Source organism: Streptomyces sp. NPDC003036 (assembly GCF_040611175.1).
In the GTDB taxonomy this organism is placed as follows: domain Bacteria; phylum Actinomycetota; class Actinomycetes; order Streptomycetales; family Streptomycetaceae; genus Streptomyces.
On the sequence record NZ_JBEXNO010000003.1, the window covers coordinates 88,512 to 105,231 of the forward strand.

At 72.5% G+C, this 16,720-nt stretch carries 16 protein-coding genes; 6 read left to right on the plus strand and 10 right to left on the minus strand.

Annotation, left to right across the window (positions count from 1 at the left end; genetic code table 11):
• Positions 1-53: 53 nt before the first annotated feature.
• The 7 genes from ABZX67_RS03280 to ABZX67_RS03310 all read right to left on the minus strand — a co-directional run bounded on the left by ABZX67_RS03280 (position 54) and on the right by ABZX67_RS03310 (position 8,222).
• On the minus strand, positions 54-917 hold the full coding sequence (locus ABZX67_RS03280) for a siderophore-interacting protein (RefSeq protein WP_355353689.1): 864 nt from the start codon (positions 915-917) through the stop codon (positions 54-56).
• Positions 918-921: 4 nt separating this feature from the next.
• The gene (locus ABZX67_RS03285; RefSeq protein ID WP_355353692.1) at positions 922-1,980 is read right to left on the minus strand and encodes an ABC transporter substrate-binding protein; all 1,059 of its coding nucleotides are present in this window, start codon (positions 1,978-1,980) and stop codon (positions 922-924) included.
• A gap of 66 nt (positions 1,981-2,046) precedes the next feature.
• Positions 2,047-2,478 carry a hypothetical protein gene (locus ABZX67_RS03290; RefSeq protein ID WP_355353694.1) on the minus strand — a complete coding sequence of 144 codons (432 nt, stop codon included), beginning with the start codon at positions 2,476-2,478 and terminating at the stop codon, positions 2,047-2,049.
• A 61-nt stretch (positions 2,479-2,539) separates the two neighbouring features.
• Positions 2,540-3,700 carry an acyl-CoA dehydrogenase family protein gene (locus ABZX67_RS03295; RefSeq protein ID WP_355353697.1) on the minus strand — a complete coding sequence of 387 codons (1,161 nt, stop codon included), beginning with the start codon at positions 3,698-3,700 and terminating at the stop codon, positions 2,540-2,542.
• 7 nt (positions 3,701-3,707) lie between these two features.
• The gene (locus ABZX67_RS03300) at positions 3,708-4,655 is read right to left on the minus strand and encodes a hydroxymethylglutaryl-CoA lyase (RefSeq protein WP_355353700.1); all 948 of its coding nucleotides are present in this window, start codon (positions 4,653-4,655) and stop codon (positions 3,708-3,710) included.
• Complete coding sequence (locus ABZX67_RS03305) at positions 4,652-6,598, minus strand: acetyl/propionyl/methylcrotonyl-CoA carboxylase subunit alpha (RefSeq protein ID WP_355353703.1); 1,947 nt, start codon at positions 6,596-6,598, stop codon at positions 4,652-4,654. The genes ABZX67_RS03300 and ABZX67_RS03305 overlap by 4 nt, the downstream gene beginning before the upstream one ends.
• Before the next feature lie 7 nt (positions 6,599-6,605).
• Positions 6,606-8,222, minus strand: coding sequence for a carboxyl transferase domain-containing protein (locus ABZX67_RS03310; protein ID WP_355354099.1), 1,617 nt, complete (start codon positions 8,220-8,222; stop codon positions 6,606-6,608).
• Between the two features lie 76 nt (positions 8,223-8,298).
• Here ABZX67_RS03310 and ABZX67_RS03315 point away from each other — a divergent pair, with 76 nt between their 5' ends.
• From ABZX67_RS03315 to ABZX67_RS03335, 5 genes are all read left to right on the plus strand, one after another.
• Positions 8,299-8,910, plus strand: a complete 612-nt coding sequence (locus ABZX67_RS03315) for a TetR/AcrR family transcriptional regulator (RefSeq protein ID WP_355353706.1) — start codon at positions 8,299-8,301, stop codon at positions 8,908-8,910.
• A gap of 121 nt (positions 8,911-9,031) precedes the next feature.
• On the plus strand, positions 9,032-9,508 hold the full coding sequence (locus ABZX67_RS03320; RefSeq protein WP_355353709.1) for a DUF2975 domain-containing protein: 477 nt from the start codon (positions 9,032-9,034) through the stop codon (positions 9,506-9,508).
• Positions 9,508-9,717, plus strand: a complete 210-nt coding sequence (locus ABZX67_RS03325; RefSeq protein WP_355353712.1) for a helix-turn-helix transcriptional regulator — start codon at positions 9,508-9,510, stop codon at positions 9,715-9,717. The genes ABZX67_RS03320 and ABZX67_RS03325 overlap by 1 nt, the downstream gene beginning before the upstream one ends.
• 165 nt (positions 9,718-9,882) lie before the next feature.
• Entirely contained in the window at positions 9,883-11,133 is a 1,251-nt protein-coding gene (locus tag ABZX67_RS03330; protein WP_355353715.1) for a DUF418 domain-containing protein, read from the plus strand.
• A gap of 16 nt (positions 11,134-11,149) precedes the next feature.
• On the plus strand, positions 11,150-11,917 hold the full coding sequence (locus tag ABZX67_RS03335; protein WP_355353718.1) for a phosphatase: 768 nt from the start codon (positions 11,150-11,152) through the stop codon (positions 11,915-11,917).
• 93 nt (positions 11,918-12,010) lie between these two features.
• Here the strand turns inward: ABZX67_RS03335 and tesB are convergent, their stop codons facing one another.
• From tesB to ABZX67_RS03350, 3 genes are all read right to left on the minus strand, one after another.
• Positions 12,011-12,874, minus strand: a complete 864-nt coding sequence (tesB, locus tag ABZX67_RS03340) for an acyl-CoA thioesterase II (protein WP_355353721.1) — start codon at positions 12,872-12,874, stop codon at positions 12,011-12,013.
• 5 nt (positions 12,875-12,879) lie between these two features.
• The gene (locus tag ABZX67_RS03345; RefSeq protein WP_355353724.1) at positions 12,880-14,037 is read right to left on the minus strand and encodes an acyl-CoA dehydrogenase family protein; all 1,158 of its coding nucleotides are present in this window, start codon (positions 14,035-14,037) and stop codon (positions 12,880-12,882) included.
• A gap of 102 nt (positions 14,038-14,139) precedes the next feature.
• Positions 14,140-15,552, minus strand: coding sequence for a PucR family transcriptional regulator ligand-binding domain-containing protein (locus ABZX67_RS03350; RefSeq protein ID WP_355353727.1), 1,413 nt, complete (start codon positions 15,550-15,552; stop codon positions 14,140-14,142).
• 146 nt (positions 15,553-15,698) lie between these two features.
• On the opposite strand from ABZX67_RS03350, the gene speB reads away from it, so the two are divergent.
• Positions 15,699-16,670, plus strand: a complete 972-nt coding sequence (speB, locus tag ABZX67_RS03355) for an agmatinase (RefSeq protein ID WP_355353730.1) — start codon at positions 15,699-15,701, stop codon at positions 16,668-16,670.
• The last annotated feature ends 50 nt before the right edge of the window (positions 16,671-16,720 follow it).

Here is a 16,720-nt window from a genome sequence, read left to right on the forward strand (position 1 = left end):
CCGGGGACGGGATGCCCCCCGGACGCAAGCCGCCGTGGCGGGGTGAGCGGGCTCTACGCCTCGTCCTCGGAGGTCTCCGGGGTCTCGCGCAGCGCGTCCTCGCTCATGCCCTTGCGCCAGTAGCCGACGAACGTCACGCGGCGGCGGTCGATGTGGCGCTCGTTCACCAGGTGGCGGCGCAGCGCCTTCACCGAACCCGACTCGCCCGCGATCCAGGCGTACGGGGACGAGCCGGACAGGTCCGCGGCGCGCACGGCGTCGACGGCGGCGGGCGCGCCCTCCTCCCGTACGAGCCAGGTGACGGTCGCGTCCGCCTCCGTCGACAGCTCCAGGCGGTCGGCGGCGTACGGCACTTCGAGCCAGACCCGGGCCGGCAGGCCGGCCGGCAGGGACTCCAGGATGGCGGAGGCGGCCGGCAGGGCCGTCTCGTCGCCCCAGATCAGCACCTCGTCGGCGTCCTCCGGGAGCCGGAAGCGCACCCCGGTGTTGTCGGCGACGGCGGGGCCGAGGACGACCACGCGGTCACCCTCGGAGGCCTGCTGGGCCCAGCGGCACGCCGGGCCGCCATCCTCGTGGAGGGCGAAGTCGATGTCGACCTCGTCCGGGTTCCGGCGCTGCTCCCGCACGGTGTACGAGCGCATGACGGCCCGTACGTCGTCGTCCATGGCCCGCCAGGCGCCGAGGACCGCGTACAGGTCCTCGGTGTCCAGCGGCGGCAGGACGGGCTCGGGCTGGCCGGGGTGCGGCAGGAAGAGCGAGAGCGACTGGTCGCGGCCGCCGGAGGCGAAACCTTTCAGCGCGTCTTCCGGCACCCCCGTGAAGGTGACGCGGACGAGCGACGGGCCGAGCCGCCTGGTCCGGGCGACCCGCAGGGCGAAGAAGCGGAACGGAACGGTGGCGGACTCGGCTGTCGTCATCGGGTCAGGCCACCTTCTTGGCGTTCTCGAGCGCCTGGGCGAGCGCCTCCAGGATGGGGGCGCACTTGCCGTACGAGTAGACGGGCTCGGTCACGCGCGGCACGACCTGGCCGGCCTTGACGGCGGGCAGCTGCGCCCAGGTCGGCTTCGCCTTGAGGGCCTCGGGCTGGAGCGCGGAGGAACGGTTGTCCAGGAGGATGATGTCGGCCTTGTACGTGTCGACCTCCTCCCAGCTGAGGCTCTGGAACCAGCCGCCCTCGTCCAGCTTGGTGGGCGTGACCAGCGTGACGCCGAGCTCCTTGAAGTAGAGCGTGTCCGACGGACGGGCCGGGTCGGAGACGTAGAACGTGTCGGCGGCGGCCGAACCGATCAGGACCTTGATCTCCGGCTTGGCCTTGGCGGCCGCCCGCAGCCGCGCGGCCGCCTTCTCGAAGCGGGCCTTCTCGTCCTGGATCTTCTTCGCCTTGACGTCGGCGCCGAGCGCCTCGGCCAGTTCGACGTGGCGCTGGAGCACCTTGGGCATGGTGGCGTCGGCCGCCCACAGGGCGACGCTCGGCGCGATCTTGAGGATCTGGTCCTTCTTCTCGTCCGGCACGTACCAGAGCTGGCCCTTGTCCCACATGTCGGTGATGAGCACCTCGGGCTGGAGCTTGAGGTACGCCTCGACGTTGAACTCGCCGTAGACGTTGCCGATGATCTCGACCTTGTTGATGTCGAGGTCGCCGGCCTGGACGTCGGGCGTGCGCTTCTTGGTCTTCGGGTCCTCGACGTACGTCGGGCCGAAGACGCCCTTGACCTCGATGCCGAAGTCGTGAAGGGCGGCGGCCATGCCGGTGAAGGCGACGATGTTCTTCGGGGCGGACTTCAGCTCGACGCTCTCGCCGCGGTCGTCCTTGAAGGTGAAGGGGCCGGACTTGGCGGCGGCGGAACCGGAGTCCTTGCCGCCGTCTTTCTTCTCGTCCTTGCCGCCGCAGGCCACGAGCGCGGCGCCGAGCCCGAGGGCACCGCCTGCGGCGAGCAGGCCGCGACGGGTGAGATGGGTGGCTCGGGCGGTGCTGGGCATGGCGGGTTCGCTTTCGTACGGCCGTTTTCGGCCACCGGGCAACTTCGAGGGTAGGTTAGCCTAACCTCAGCCGTTGTCCAGAGTGGCCCCCGCCACACGGCGCTCGCGCGCTATCCGGCGCCACGTGTGACGCACCGCCAGCACCGTGCACACCACGGTGCCCACCGCCCCCACCGCGAGGCCCGGATTCACATAGCCCGGCACCAGGTCGTACGACGCGTTGCACTTGTACGACATCGGCAACAGCGTTTGCGCGCCGGTCTCTTCGGGCGCGTACTCCTGACCCCGCGACAGCGTGCAGGTCTCCTCGACGTCCAGCACGAACATGCTGCCCAGGCCCCAGAGGAAGAGCAGCCCCGTGCCCAGCGCCAGGAAGACCGCCGCACGCGCCCAGCGGTTGCCGGACGTGACCCTGACGACGATCCAGATGATCAGGGCCACGAAGCCGATCGGGATCGCCAGTACGCCGATGGTGTGGACCGCGTACGCCACATTCACCTGTGCCCCCCGGTGTTCTGCCGAGGGGCCAGGCTACGACGTCAGGCGGAGTCCGGGCCGCTCAGGCGGACAGGCCCAGCTCCCGGGCGATCAGCATGCGCTGCACCTCGCTCGTGCCCTCGCCGATCTCCAGGATCTTCGAGTCCCGCCACATGCGCGCGACCGGATACTCGTTCATGAAGCCGTAGCCGCCGTGGATCTGGGTGGCCTCCCGGGCGTTGTCCACCGCGACCGTCGACGAGTACAGCTTCGCCAGCGCCGCCTCCTTCTTGAACGGCTCGCCGTGTACGAGCCGCGAGGCGGCGTCGCGCCAGCCGATCCGGGCCATGTGCGCCCGCATCTCCATGTCGGCGAGCTTGAACTGGATGGCCTGGTTGTCGCCGATGGGCCGCCCGAACGCCCGGCGCTCCTTGGCGTACTTCACCGACTCGTCCACACAGCCCTGCGCGAGGCCGGTGGCGAGCGCCGAGATGGCGATCCGGCCCTCGTCGAGGATGCGCAGGAACTGCGCGTACCCGCGGCCCTCCTCGCCCAGCAGGTTCGCCGCCGGGACGCGGACGTCGGAGAAGGACAGCTCGCGGGTGTCCGAGGCGTTCCAGCCGACCTTGGAGTAGGGCGCGGCGACCGTGAAGCCCGGCGTGCCGGACGGGACGATGATCGAGGAGATCAGCGGCTTGCCCTCGGGCGTGCGGCCGGTGACGGCGGTGACCGTGACCAGGCCGGTGATGTCCGTACCGGAGTTGGTGATGAAGCACTTGCTGCCGTTGATGACCCACTCGTCGCCGTCGCGCACGGCCGTGGTGCGGGTGCCGCCCGCGTCCGAGCCGCACTCCGGCTCCGTCAGCCCGAACGCGCCCAGGATCTCGCCGCTGCACATGCGCGGCAGCCACTCCCGCTTCTGCTCCTCGGTGCCGAAGCGGTAGACCGGCATCGCGCCGAGCGAGACGCCCGCCTCCAGGGTGATGGCGACGGACGAGTCGACGCGCGCCAGCTCCTCGAGCGCGATGCCGAGCGCGAGGTAGTCGCCGCCCATGCCGCCGTACTCCTCGGGGAAGGGCAGGCCGAACAGGCCCATCTGCCCCATCTCGCGGACGATCTCGTACGGGAACTCGTGGCGCTCGTAGAAGTCCCCGATCTTCGGGGCGACGACCTCGTGGGCGAACTCCTCGACGGTACGGCGCAGTTCCTCGTGTTCCGGTGAGAGCCGGTGGTCCAGGGACATGGGTCGGTCACTCCTTGTGGGAGGCCGCGCCGGCGAGGGCGCGGACGGTACGGGAGGGGCTCGGGCGGCCCAGGTGTCCGGCCAGCCACACGCTGGTGGCGGTGAGCAGGCCGAGGTCGACCCCGGTCTCGATGCCGAGGCCGTGGAGCATCCACACGAGGTCTTCGGTGGCGAGGTTGCCGGTGGCGGACTTGGCGTACGGGCAGCCGCCGAGGCCGCCCGCCGAGGCGTCGACCGTCGTCACGCCGTGCTGGAGCGCGGCCAGCGTGTTGGCCAGGGCCTGGCCGTAGGTGTCGTGGAAGTGCACGGCGAGCGCGCTGGTGGGGATCTGCGCCTCGTTCAGTGCCGTGAGGAGCCGCTGGACGTGCCCGGGGGTGGCCACGCCGATGGTGTCGCCCAGGCTCAGCTCGTCGCAGCCCATGTCCTTCAGGCGGCGGGCGACCCGGACGACCTGCTCGACGGGGACGGGGCCCTCCCACGGGTCGCCGAAGCACATGGAGAGGTAGCCGCGCACGGACAGGCCCGCCTCTATGGCGCGGGTGACGACCGGCGCGAACATGTCGAGCGACTCGTCGACCGTGCGGTTGAGGTTGGCCTTCGCGAAGGACTCGGTGGCGCTGGCGAACACAGCGACGTCCCGGGCCCCGAGCGCCAGCGCCCGGTCCAGCCCGCGTTCGTTCGGCACGAGCACGGGCAGGCGTACGCCGGTGGCGCGGACGAGCGGGAACAGCTGCTCGGCGTCGGCGAGTTGGGGCACCCACTTGGGGTGCACGAAACTGGTGGCCTCGATGGTGGTGAACCCGGCGGCGGCGAGGCGCCGGATGAACTCGGCCTTCACCTCGGTGGGGACGGTGCCCTGTTCGTTCTGCAAACCGTCGCGCGGGCCGACCTCGTGGATCCGGACGCGGGCGGGCAGCCCGGGCGCGGGGACGGTCATGGGAAGTCCTTCGGTCATGCCTGCGCCTCCTCCTTGGGGACCACGACGGCCAGTACCTGGTCCATGGCGACGGTGGTGCCGGGCGTGACGTCGAGCTCGGCGACGGTGCCGTCGTGCGGGGCGGAGATGACGTGTTCCATCTTCATCGCCTCGACGACGACGAGGCCCTGCCCGGCGGTGACCTCGTCCCCGACGGCGACCTTGACGACGGTGACCGTGCCCGGCATGGGTGCGGTGAGCGAGTCGGCGCCGGAGTGGGCGGCGCGGCTGAGGGACGCTTCGACGGGGTCGTGGTCCAGGACGTTCCAGCTGTCGCCGTCGCGGCCGAGCCAGGTGCCCGCGCGGTGGAAGGTGTGGGTCAGACCGTCGAGGGTGACGGTGACGCGGTCGTCCGTGACGCGGGCCGTGCCCCGGGTGTGGTGGGCAACGGGTTCGAGTCCCGCTACGCGCAGCCAGTGCGTCAGGGGCGCGGGCTGCCCGCCGAGGCGCCAGCCGCTGGGCACGTCGAACGGGTCGGTCCAGCCGGTGGCGGTGTCGGGGCGGGGAGCGAGCGCGGCTTCCCGTACGGCCGCGGCGGCTTCGTAGACCTCTTCCGGGACGCCGTCGGGGACGAGGGTGTCCACGTCACGCTCGACCAAACCGGTGTCGAGGTCACCCGAGACGACGTCCGGGTGCGCGAGCAGGCGGCGCAGGAACCCGGCGTTGGTCGGGACGCCGAGGGTGACGGTGTCGGCGAGGGCGGCGCGGAGTTTGCGCAGGGCCGTGGGGCGGTCGGGGGCGTGGACGATGACCTTGGCGAGCATGGGGTCGTAGAGGCTGGAGACCTCGGTGCCCTGGCTGAGGCCGGAGTCGGTCCGGACGCCCTCGCCGGTCGGCTCGCGCAGGGCGAGGATGGTGCCGCCGGAGGGGAGGAAGCCCCGGGAGGGGTCCTCCGCGCAGAGGCGGGCCTCGATGGAGTGCCCGGTGAGGGTGATGTCGTCCTGGGTGAAGGGCAGCGGCTCACCGGCGGCGACGCGCAGCTGCCACTCCACCAGGTCCAGGCCCGTGATCAGCTCGGTGACCGGGTGCTCGACCTGGAGGCGGGTGTTCATCTCCATGAAGTAGTAAGAAGACGGGTCCCCGCCCGGGACGATGAACTCGACGGTGCCCGCGCCCCGGTAGCCGCAGGAGCGGGCCGCCTGGACGGCCGCCTCGCCCATCGCCGCACGCGTCTTGTCGTCCAGCAGGACGGACGGCGCTTCCTCGATGATCTTCTGGTGGCGGCGCTGGAGGGAGCACTCGCGCTCACCGAGGTGGACGACGTTGCCGTGGCCGTCGGCCAGGACCTGGATCTCGATGTGGCGGGGCCGGTCGATCCACCGCTCGACGAGAAGCGTGTCGTCGCCGAAGGAGGCGCGGGCCTCGCGCCGGGCGGCCGCGATCTCGTCCAGCAGGGCCGATTCGACCCGCGTGAGGCGCATGCCCTTGCCGCCGCCGCCCGCCGAGGGCTTGAGCAGCACGGGCATGCCGATCTCGCGTGCGGCGGCGGCCAGTTCCTCGTCACTCAGCCCGCTGCCCGAGGAGCCGGGCACGACCGGCACGCCGGCGGCCTTCACGGTCTCCTTGGCGCGGATCTTGTCGCCCATCAGGGCGATGGCCTGGGCCGGGGGCCCGATGAAGACGAGTCCCGCGTCCTCGCAGGCCTGGGCGAAGGCGGCGTTCTCGGCGAGGAAGCCGTACCCGGGGTGGACGGCCTGCGCGCCGGTGCGGGCGGCGGCCTCCAGGAGCCGGTCGACGCGGAGATAGCTGTCGGTGGCGGCGGGCGGGCCGATCCGTACGGCCGTGTCGGCCTCCCGTACGTGGCGGGCGTCGGCGTCCGCGTCGCTGAAGACGGCGACCGAGCGGATGCCCAGGGCCCGCAGCGTACGGATGACGCGGACCGCGATCTCGCCCCGGTTGGCGACCAGAACAGTCGTGAACATCAGTCCCTCACATCCGGAAGACGCCGAACTGGGGGTCACCCAGAGGCGCGTTGGCGCAGGCGGTCAGGGCCAGACCCAGCACCTGCCGGGTCTCCAGCGGGTCGATCACGCCGTCGTCCCAGAGCCGGGCCGTCGCGTAGTAGGCGTTGCCCTGCCGCTCGTACTGGGCGCGGATCGGGTCCTTGAACGCGTCCTCGTCCTCGGCGGGCCACTGCTCGCCGCGCGCCTCCAGCTGGTCGCGCTTGACCGTGGCGAGGACGGAGGCGGCCTGCTCGCCGCCCATGACGGAGATCTTGGCGTTCGGCCACATCCACAGGAAGCGGGGGGAGTAGGCCCGGCCGCACATCGAGTAGTTGCCCGCGCCGTAGGAGCCACCGACGACCACGGTCAGCTTCGGTACGCGCGTACAGGCGACGGCGGTGACCATCTTGGCGCCGTGCTTGGCGATGCCGCCCGCTTCATAATCCCGGCCGACCATGAAGCCGGAGATGTTCTGGAGGAACAGCAGCGGGATGCCGCGCTGGTCGCACAGCTCGATGAAGTGGGCGCCCTTCTGCGCGGACTCGGCGAAGAGGATGCCGTTGTTGGCGACGATCCCGACCGGGTGACCGTGGATCCGGGCGAACCCGGTCACCAGCGTCTGCCCGAACTCCGCCTTGAATTCCTGGAACCGCGACCCGTCGACGATCCGCGCGATGATCTCCCGGGCGTCGTACGGGGTGCGCGAATCCACCGGCACCGCGCCGTACAGCCCGTACGGATCGATCTTGGGCTCCTCGACCGGCTCCACCGACCACGGCAGCGGACCCCGGGCAGGGAGCGTGGAGACGATGTTCCGCACGATCCGCAGCGCGTGCGCGTCGTCCTCCGCGAGGTGGTCGGTCACTCCGGAGACCCGGGAGTGGACCTCGCCACCGCCCAGCTCCTCCGCCGTCACGACCTCGCCGGTCGCGGCCTTCACCAGCGGCGGGCCGCCCAGGAAGATCGTGCCCTGGTTCCGTACGATCACGGCCTCGTCGCTCATCGCGGGGACGTACGCCCCGCCGGCCGTGCAGGAGCCGAGGACGGCGGCGATCTGCGGGATCCCCGCGCCCGACATGCGGGCCTGGTTGAAGAAGATGCGCCCGAAGTGCTCGCGGTCCGGGAACACCTCGTCCTGCATCGGCAGGAAGGCCCCGCCGGAGTCCACCAGGTACACGCAGGGCAGCCGGTTCTCGAGCGCCACCTCCTGCGCGCGCAGGTGCTTCTTCACCGTCATCGGGTAGTACGTGCCGCCCTTGACGGTGGCGTCGTTGGCGACGACCACCACTTCGCGGCCGCTGACCCGCCCGATCCCGGCGATGACGCCCGCGGCCGGAGCCTGGTCGTCGTACATGCCGTTCGCCGCCAGCGGCGCCAGCTCCAGGAACGGCGAACCGGGATCCAGCAGGGTGTCGACCCGCTCGCGCGGCAGCAGCTTGCCCCGCGCGGTGTGCCGCGCCCGGGCCTTCTCGCCACCGCCCAGCCGCGCGGCCGCCAGCCGGGCGCGCAGATCCTCCACGAGCTCCTGGTGCGCGGCCTCGTTGGCCTGCCAGGCCGCGGAGGCGGGATCAGCCGCGCTGGTCAGCACGGGTGCCTGCTGCATCATGCCCCCAGTTAATGAGCGTTAACGTATGGGCTTCAGGTTAACGACCGCTAACCGCCTTGTCTAGAATCAATCCATGAGCACCAGGACCGACGCCCCGACGCGCCGCGAACAGATCCTCAAGGAGGCCGCCCGCCTCTTCGCCGAGCGCGGCTTCCACGGCGTGGGCGTCGACGAGATAGGGGCGGCGGTCGGCATCAGCGGCCCCGGCCTGTACCGGCACTTCCCCGGCAAGGACGCGATGCTCGCGGAGCTGCTGGTCGGCATCAGCGAGCGGCTGCTCGACGGCGGCCGGCAGCGCGTGGAGGAGTCGGACGGCGACCCGCAGGACCTGCTCGGCGCGCTCATCGACGGCCACATCGACTTCGCGCTCGACGACCGCCCGCTGATCACCCTGCACGACCGCGAGCTGGACCGCCTCCGCGACACGGACCGCAAACGGGTGCGCCAGCTCCAGCGCCAGTACGTCGAACTGTGGGTGGCGGTGGTGCGCCGCCTGTACCCCGCGCCCCCGGAGGCCGAGGCCCGTGCGACGGTCCACGCGGTGTTCGGCCTGCTGAACTCCACCCCGCACCTGGGCTCCGCCTCCACGGGCAGCGCGGTCCTGGACCGCGCGGCGACGGAGTCGCTGCTGCGCCGCCTGGCGCACGGGGCGTTCGGGGCGCTGGCGTCGGTGCCGGCGGAGTGAGCTGACCGGCTGAACCCGGCTCCCGGCGCGGGCGCCTCCCGGCGAGGGTCTCGCGCGCACCCTTGCCTTCACCTATCGAATTTCGATAGATTCCCATCGTGATTCGATCGAAGGAGGGGCGATGGGAAAGCTGACAGTGCTCGCGCTGCGCGCCGTGCTCGGGGTGCTGCTCGCCGGGTCGGTGTTCGTGGAGGCGGTGATGGTGCCGCTGCTGGCCATCGATCTGAGGCAGCTGGCCCCGGAGTACGCGTACCTGCGGGCCCCGCTCCTCGCGATCATGTTCCTGGGGGTCGTGGCGTTCCAGGTCGTCCTGGTCTGCGTGTGGCGCCTGGTGACGATGGTGCGGCGCGGGACGGTGTTCTCCCACGCCGCCTTCCGGTACGTGGACGTCGTGACCGGCGCCTTCGTGGCGGCCGCCCTGCTGGTGTTCGCCCTCGCGGTCGTCCTGGCGCCGGGCGAGGCCGTCGCACCGGGGATCGTGCTCCTCATCTGCGGGGCCAGCCTGGCGGTCCTGGGGGTCGCGCTCGTCGTGCTCGTCCTGCGGATGCTGCTCGCCCAGGCGACGCGGATGCAGGCCGAGCTGGCCGAGGTGATCTGATGCCGATCACCGTCGACATCGACGTGATGCTGGCGAAGCGGAAGATGTCCGTGGGCGAGCTCGCCGAACGCGTCGGCATCACCCCCGCCAATCTGGCGGTCCTCAAGAACGGCCGCGCCAAGGCCGTCCGCTTCGCCACGCTCGCCGCACTCTGCGAGGCGCTCGACTGCCAGCCGGGGGACCTGCTGCGCTGGGAGCCGGAGGACTGAGGGGCCGGGGGGTAGGGGGGCCTGCCGGGAGTCGGAGCCGTATCTCCACCCCAGGTCGGAGCGGCGGAAGCGGCGGTCCTGCCCAGGTGTGATGCCCCCGCCACCCCCGACTGACATGCTCGTCACCGGAGTTGACGCCATCGGACGACGGGGACGTGACGTTACGTGACGCAGGAGCAGGCGGCGGCCGGTGCCCAGCCCGACACGCGGCAGGGGGACACCGGACGGAGGCGCGTCCTGGAAGTGGACGCGCTGCGCGGCTTCGCACTCGGCGGCATCGCCCTGGCGAACATCCTGGTGATGTCGGGCACCTTCGGCCCCACGGCGGTCGACCCGGCCCGGTCCGGCGCCGACCTCGTCGCCCACTGGCTGGTCACCGCCCTCGTCGAGACCAAGTTCTACCTGCTCTTCTCCTTCCTCTTCGGATACAGCTTCACCCTCCAGATGGAGTCGGCACGGCGGGCGGGCGCCGCCTTCGTCCCCCGGATGCTGCGCCGGCTGGCCGGACTGCTGCTCCTGGGCGCCGCGCACATGGCGCTGCTGTACAACGGCGACATCCTCACCATGTACGCCGTGCTGGGGCTCGTCCTGCTCGTCGCGCGCAAGGCGCCCGCCGAGCGGCTGTGGCGGGCCGCGCGCTGGTTCTTCGCCGTCCCCCTGGTCCTGCTGCTCCTCGTGGGCCTGCTGGTCGCCGCCACGTTCACCCCCGACCCGTCGGCCGCGGCCGACGCCGCCCGGGAAGCCGCCCGGCTCGCCGACGGCATACGCGGCGACGCCGGCGACGTCATCGCCGCCAACCTCGCCACCTGGCCCGACGCCCTGGGCGCGCTGCTACTCGCGGGCGGTTCGGTCATCGCGGCCTTCCTGGTGGGCTGCGGGGCGGGCAAGCGGCAGCTGCTCACGGGCGGCGTCGTCACCCCGGACCGGCTGCGGCGCACGCGCGCCCTCGGTCTCGCCGTGGGCGTACCGGGCGGGCTCCTCATGGCCGCGGGCACCGTCGCACCCCTGCCGGAACGCTGGGAGCTCCTGTGCTTCGCCCTGGGCATGGCCGCCGCCCCGGCGCTCACCGCCGCCTACGTGAGCGCGCTGATGCTGTGGTTCGGCACGCCCCGCGGCGCCCGGGTGGCCGCGCTGCTCGCGCCCGCGGGCCGCATGGCGCTCACCAACTACCTGTCCCAGTCACTGGTCATGGCGCTGGTCTTCACCGGGTACGGGCTCGCCCTGTACGGCCGGGTGGGGGCGGCCGTCGCCGTCGCGGCGGGCCTCGCCCTGTACGCGGCGCAGCTGTTCCTCAGCTCCCGCCTGCTGCGGCGTTTCGCCCAGGGCCCCGTGGAGTGGGTGCTGCGCACGGTGACGCTGGGCGGGCCGCCGCGGCGCTCCGGCATGCGGGACGGCGGGCCTTCCGGCCGTGCCTGACGGCACAATGGGGGCCATGCCGATACCCAGCCGCGCCGCCCTCGTCGAGCACCTCGTCCGTACCCGCATCGCGGGAGACGTCGCCACGCCCCGCGACAACAACCTCTCCCACTACCGCAAGCTCGCGAACGGCGACCGCCACTACTGGCTCGGGCTGGAGCTCGGCGACCGGTGGACGGACGAGCAGGACGTGCTCGCCGTCATGGCCGAGCGGTGCGGGGTGAACGATGACCCGTCGCACCGGGCCGGGCAGGACACCATCGATCCCGAGCTCACCGTCGACGGGCTCGACCGGATGGCGGCCCGGCTGCGCAAGGCCGCCGCCGGCAAGCAGCGGGTGCTGTTCGCGACCGGGCACCCCGGGTCGCTGCTCGACGTCCACAGCAGGACCGCGGCGGCGCTGCGGGCCGCCGGCTGCGACATCGTGCGGATCCCGGGCGGCCTCACGGCCGACGAGGGGTACGTCGTGCAGTTCGCGGACGTCGCCGTCTTCGAGCGCGGCGCGAGCCTGTGGCACACGCACTCGCCGGAGCCGATGAACGCCATCCTGGACCGGCTCGACGTACAGCCCGACCTCGTCGTCGCCGACCACGGCTGGGCGGGACGGGCCGGCCAGCGCGGCATCGACTCCATCGGGTACGCGGACTGCAACGACCCCGCCCTCTTCATCGGCGAGGCGGAGGGCACCATGCAGGTCACGATCCCGCTCGACGACCACGTCCTCGACCCGCGCTTCTACGAGCCGATGACGGAGTACCTGCTGGGGGCGGCGGGGCTGGTCTGACCGCGCCCCGGCGTCACAGGGTGCCCGGGGCGCCACCCACAGAGTGGGCTGACCGGTCGCGCGCGCCGGGACGGAACGCACCGCGCCACCGCCTCACCCCCGCGGCACCCGCACCACGCCCTCCTGGATGACCGAGATCGCGAGGCGGCCGTCCCGCGTCCAGATGCGGGCCTGGCCCAGGCCGCGGCCGCCCGCGGAGGACGGGGACTCCTGGTCGTAGAGGAGCCAGTCGTCGGCGCGGAAGGGGCGGTGGAACCACATCGCGTGGTCCAGGGACGCGCCCACCACGTCGCCGACCGCCCAGCCGCCGCGGCCGTGGGCGAGGAGCACCGAGTCCAGCAGCGTCATGTCGGAGACGTACGTCGCGAGGCAGACGTGCAGCAGCGGGTCGTCGGCGAGCTTGCCGTTGGTGCGGAACCAGACCTGCGACCGGGGCTCGCGCGGCTCGCCGACGCTGCCCCAGGGCGGGGTGTCGGCGTACCGGAGGTCGACCGCCGCGCGGGCCTCGATCAGGCGCTCGGCGACCGGGGCCGGGAGATGGCGCGGCAGGATCTCGGCGGCCGTCGGGAGGGTCTCGGGGTCCGGCGCGGGCGGCATGGCCGCCTGGTGGTCGAGGCCCTCCTCGTACGTCTGGAACGACGCCGAGAGGTGGAAGATCGGCTGGCCGTGCTGGACGGCGACGACCCGCCGCGTGGTGAAGGAGCGGCCGTCGCGGATGCGGTCCACGGTGTAGACGATCGGCGCGCCCGGGTCACCGGGGCGCAGGAAGTACGCATGGAGCGAGTGGGCGAGCCGGTCCTCCGGGACGGTCCGGCCGGCCGCGACCAGCGCCTGCGCGGCGACCTGGCCGCCGAACACGCGCGGGACGAGGGCCGACCGGGACTCGCCGCGGAAGATGTCCTGCTCGATCCGCTCCAGGTCGAGCAGATCGAGCAGGGAGTCGAGCGCTTCCGTCACCTGGCTTACAGGCCCATCGACTTGGCGATGATGGTCTTCATGATCTCGCTGGTGCCGCCGTAGATGCGGTTGACGCGGTTGTCGGCGTACAGGCGGGCGATCGGGTACTCGTTCATGTAGCCGTAGCCGCCGTGCAGCTGGAGGCAGCGGTCGATGACGCGGTGGGCGACCTCGGTGCAGAACAGCTTGGCGCTCGCGGCCTCGGCCGGGGTCAGCTCGCCGGCGTCCAGGGCCTCCAGGGCGCGGTCGGCGACCGCCTGCGCGGCGTCCACCTCGGCCTGGCAGGCGGCCAGCTCGAACTTGGTGTTCTGGAAGGACGCGACCGGCTTGCCGAAGACCGTGCGGTCGGTGACGTACTGCTGGGCGAACCGGATGGCCGCGGCGGCCTGCGCGTACGCGCCGAAGGCGATGCCCCAGCGCTCGGAGGCCAGGTTGTGGCCGAGGTAGGAGAACCCCTTGCCCTCCTCGCCGAGGAGGTCCTCGACCGGGACCTTGACGTCGACGAAGGCCAGCTCGGCGGTGTCGGAGGTCTTCAGGCCCAGCTTGTCCAGCTTGCGGCCCACCGAGTAGCCCTCGGACTTGGTGTCCACCGCGAAGAGCGAGATGCCGAAGCGGCGGTCCTCGGCGGTGGGGGCGGAGGTGCGGGCGCAGACGATCACGCGGTCCGCGTGCACACCGCCGGTGATGAAGGTCTTGGCGCCGTTGAGGACGTAGTGCGTGCCGTCCTCGGAGAGCTTGGCGGTGGTCTTCATGCCCGCGACGTCGGAGCCGGTGCCCGGCTCGGTCATCGCCAGCGCCCACATCTCCTCGCCGGTGACGAACTTCGGCAGGTAGCGCTTCTTCTGCTCGTCGGAGGCGAGCATCTTGATGTAGGGGAGGGCGAGCAGGACGTGCACGCCCGAGCCGCCGAACTGCACGCCCGCGCGCGCCGTCTCCTCGTACATCACGGCCTCGAACTTGTGCGTGTCCAGGCCCGCGCCGCCGAACTCCTCGGGGACGTTGATGCCGAAGACGCCCAGCTCGCCGAGCTTGTAGTAGAAGTCGCGGGGCGCCTGGCCGGCCGCGAACCACTCGTCGTAGACGGGGACGACCTCGGACTCGATGAAGGCGCGGATGGTCTCCCGGAACGCCTCGTGGTCCTCGTTGAATACGGTACGGCGCACCGACGCCTCCTGTGTCCTGGGTACGGTCTGGCTAAGCGCTTGCTCAGAGGAAGTTACCGGGCAGTCATAGCGGCTGTCCAGGGTCGTTCATGTCACAACGACTCAGTGCCACCGCAACGCGAACCACAGCTCCATCCGCACCTCCGCGTCGTCCAGGTCCGCGTCGAGCAGCGCCGCGCACCGCGCGATCCGCTGCCGGACGGTGTTGCGGTGCACCCCGAGCGCCGTGGCCGTACGGTCCCAGCTGCCGTGCAGCGACAGCCACACCCGCAGGGTCTCGGTCAGGGGCTCCGCGAGCGGGGCGAGGACGGTACGGGCGTACGCGGCCGCCTCCTCGGGCGCCACCAGCCCGGCCAGGCCCGCCTCCCGGTGGTGGCGCGCCAGCGGTACGTGCCCGGCCTCGGCGCGGCGCAGGGCGCGGGCCGCCTGGAGGTCCGCCTCACCGAGCCCGTCGGGGGCGGCCGGGGCGCTGACTCCGAGCGTCCAGCCCGGGTGCGGCGCCGGCTCCCGTCCGGCGGGCAGCAGGGCCCGTACGGCACCCGGCTCCCCGAGGTCCAGCAGCGGCGTGCCCAGCGGGGGCGGCGGGCCCTCGCCGCGCGCGTGCACCACGGTCCACGGGGCCTCGCCGAGCAGCGGAGCCACGTCGGCGGGCGCGGCCCCCAGCAGCAGGCGCACCAGGGCGGTGGAGCGCGCGGCCTCGTCGGCGCCCTGGTGCGGCGCGGTCAGCAGCGACAGCAGGACCACCGCGACGCCCGCGATCGTGTGGTCCCCGGGCTCGCGGCGCGGGGCGGCGAGCCCCAGCGTCAGGCGCAGGTCGCCGCCGAGCGCGTACGCCGCGAGGTGGACGCCGCCCGAGGTGTCGGTCGCGGAGGCGGCCCGGCTCCCGGTCCCGCGCCCGGCCCGGAGCACCCCGGCCAGGCGTTCCAGGGCCTCCCGGGTCTCCGGCTCCACGGGCCGCCCGGCCGCCGCGTACTCCGTGCCGTCCGGCGCGTACAGGGCGGCCCGGCCCGACAGCCGGGACGCCAGCGCGTGCAGCACCGCCGGTACCGGGTCCGGCCGCGCCGCCGCGGTCGCGAGCGACTGCTGCGCCTCCGTCACGCGCCGCAGCTCGTGGTGGCGCGCCTGCGCCATGAGCCGCCACACCGCGCGCCCCACCGCCGCGAACGGCGTCCTCGGCGGCACCTCCAGCAGCGGCAGCCCATGCCGGGCGCAGGCCGCGACCAGGGCGTCCGGCACCGTGTCGTAGACCGGCGTCACACCGAAGCCGAGCGCCGCCGCGCCCGCCGCGACCACGCGCGCGACGTACCGCTCCGGATCCGTCAGCTGCACACCCGCCGTCAGCAGCAGCTCGCCGCCGAGCAGGTACGGATACGGGTCGGCCATCTCGGAGGTGTGCACCCAGTGGATCTCCACCTCCGGAGACCCGGCGATCAGCCGCAGGCCCAGGTTCTCGCGGGCGAGGAGCGCCGACAGGGGGATGACCGGGCCGGGCGGGGTCGGCTTCGCCTCGGACATGGACACTTGCTCCATCAGGAAGTGGGGTAGTGGAGGAAACGTACACTTCTGTCGGACTTCCCAGCCACCTACTGTCGGGTCCAGGAGTACGAAATCCGAACGTCCGAAGCTCCGAACGTCCGAACAGAAGGCAGAAGGCGACCGACATGACCAGCAGCACCCCCGAGACGCCGCGCGGCCCCATCGACTCGTCCCGCATCCCGCGGTACGCCGGACCCGCGACGTTCGCGCGGCTGCCGCGGCTCGACGAGGTCGGCACCGCCGACGTCGCCGTCATCGGCGTGCCCTTCGACTCCGGCGTGTCGTACCGCCCCGGCGCCCGCTTCGGCGGCAACGCCATCCGTGAGGCCTCGCGCCTGCTGCGCCCGTACAACCCGGCGCAGGACGCCTCCCCCTTCGCGCTCGCGCAGGTCGCGGACGGCGGCGACATCGCTGTGAACCCCTTCAACATCAACGAGGCCGTCGAGACGGTCGAGGCCGCCGCCGACGAGCTGCTCGGCACCGGCGCCCGCCTCATGACGCTGGGCGGCGACCACACCATCGCGCTGCCCCTGCTGCGCTCGGTCGCCAAGAAGCACGGCCCCGTCGCCCTGCTCCACTTCGACGCCCACCTCGACACCTGGGACACCTACTTCGGCGCCGAGTACACGCACGGCACGCCGTTCCGCCGGGCCGTCGAGGAGGGCATCCTCGACACCGAGGCGCTCTCCCACGTGGGTACCCGCGGCCCGCTGTACGGCAAGCAGGACCTGACCGACGACGAGAAGATGGGCTTCGGCATCGTCACCTCCGCCGACGTCTACCGGCGCGGCGCCGACGAGATCGCCGACCAGCTGCGCCAGCGCATCGGCGACCGCCCGCTGTACATCTCCATCGACATCGACTGCCTCGACCCGGCCCACGCCCCCGGCACCGGCACCCCGGAGGCGGGCGGCATGACCTCCCGCGAGCTGCTGGAGATCCTGCGCGGCCTGGCCTCCTGCAACCTCGTCTCGGCCGACGTCGTCGAGGTCGCCCCGGCGTACGACCACGCCGAGATCACCTCGGTCGCCGCCTCGCACACGGCGTACGAGCTGACCACGATCATGTCCCGCCAGATCGCCGCGGCCCGCGCCTGACGAATCTCCGGACGCCCCGCCCCCGCCTCCCCCCGGGTCGGGTCGGGGCG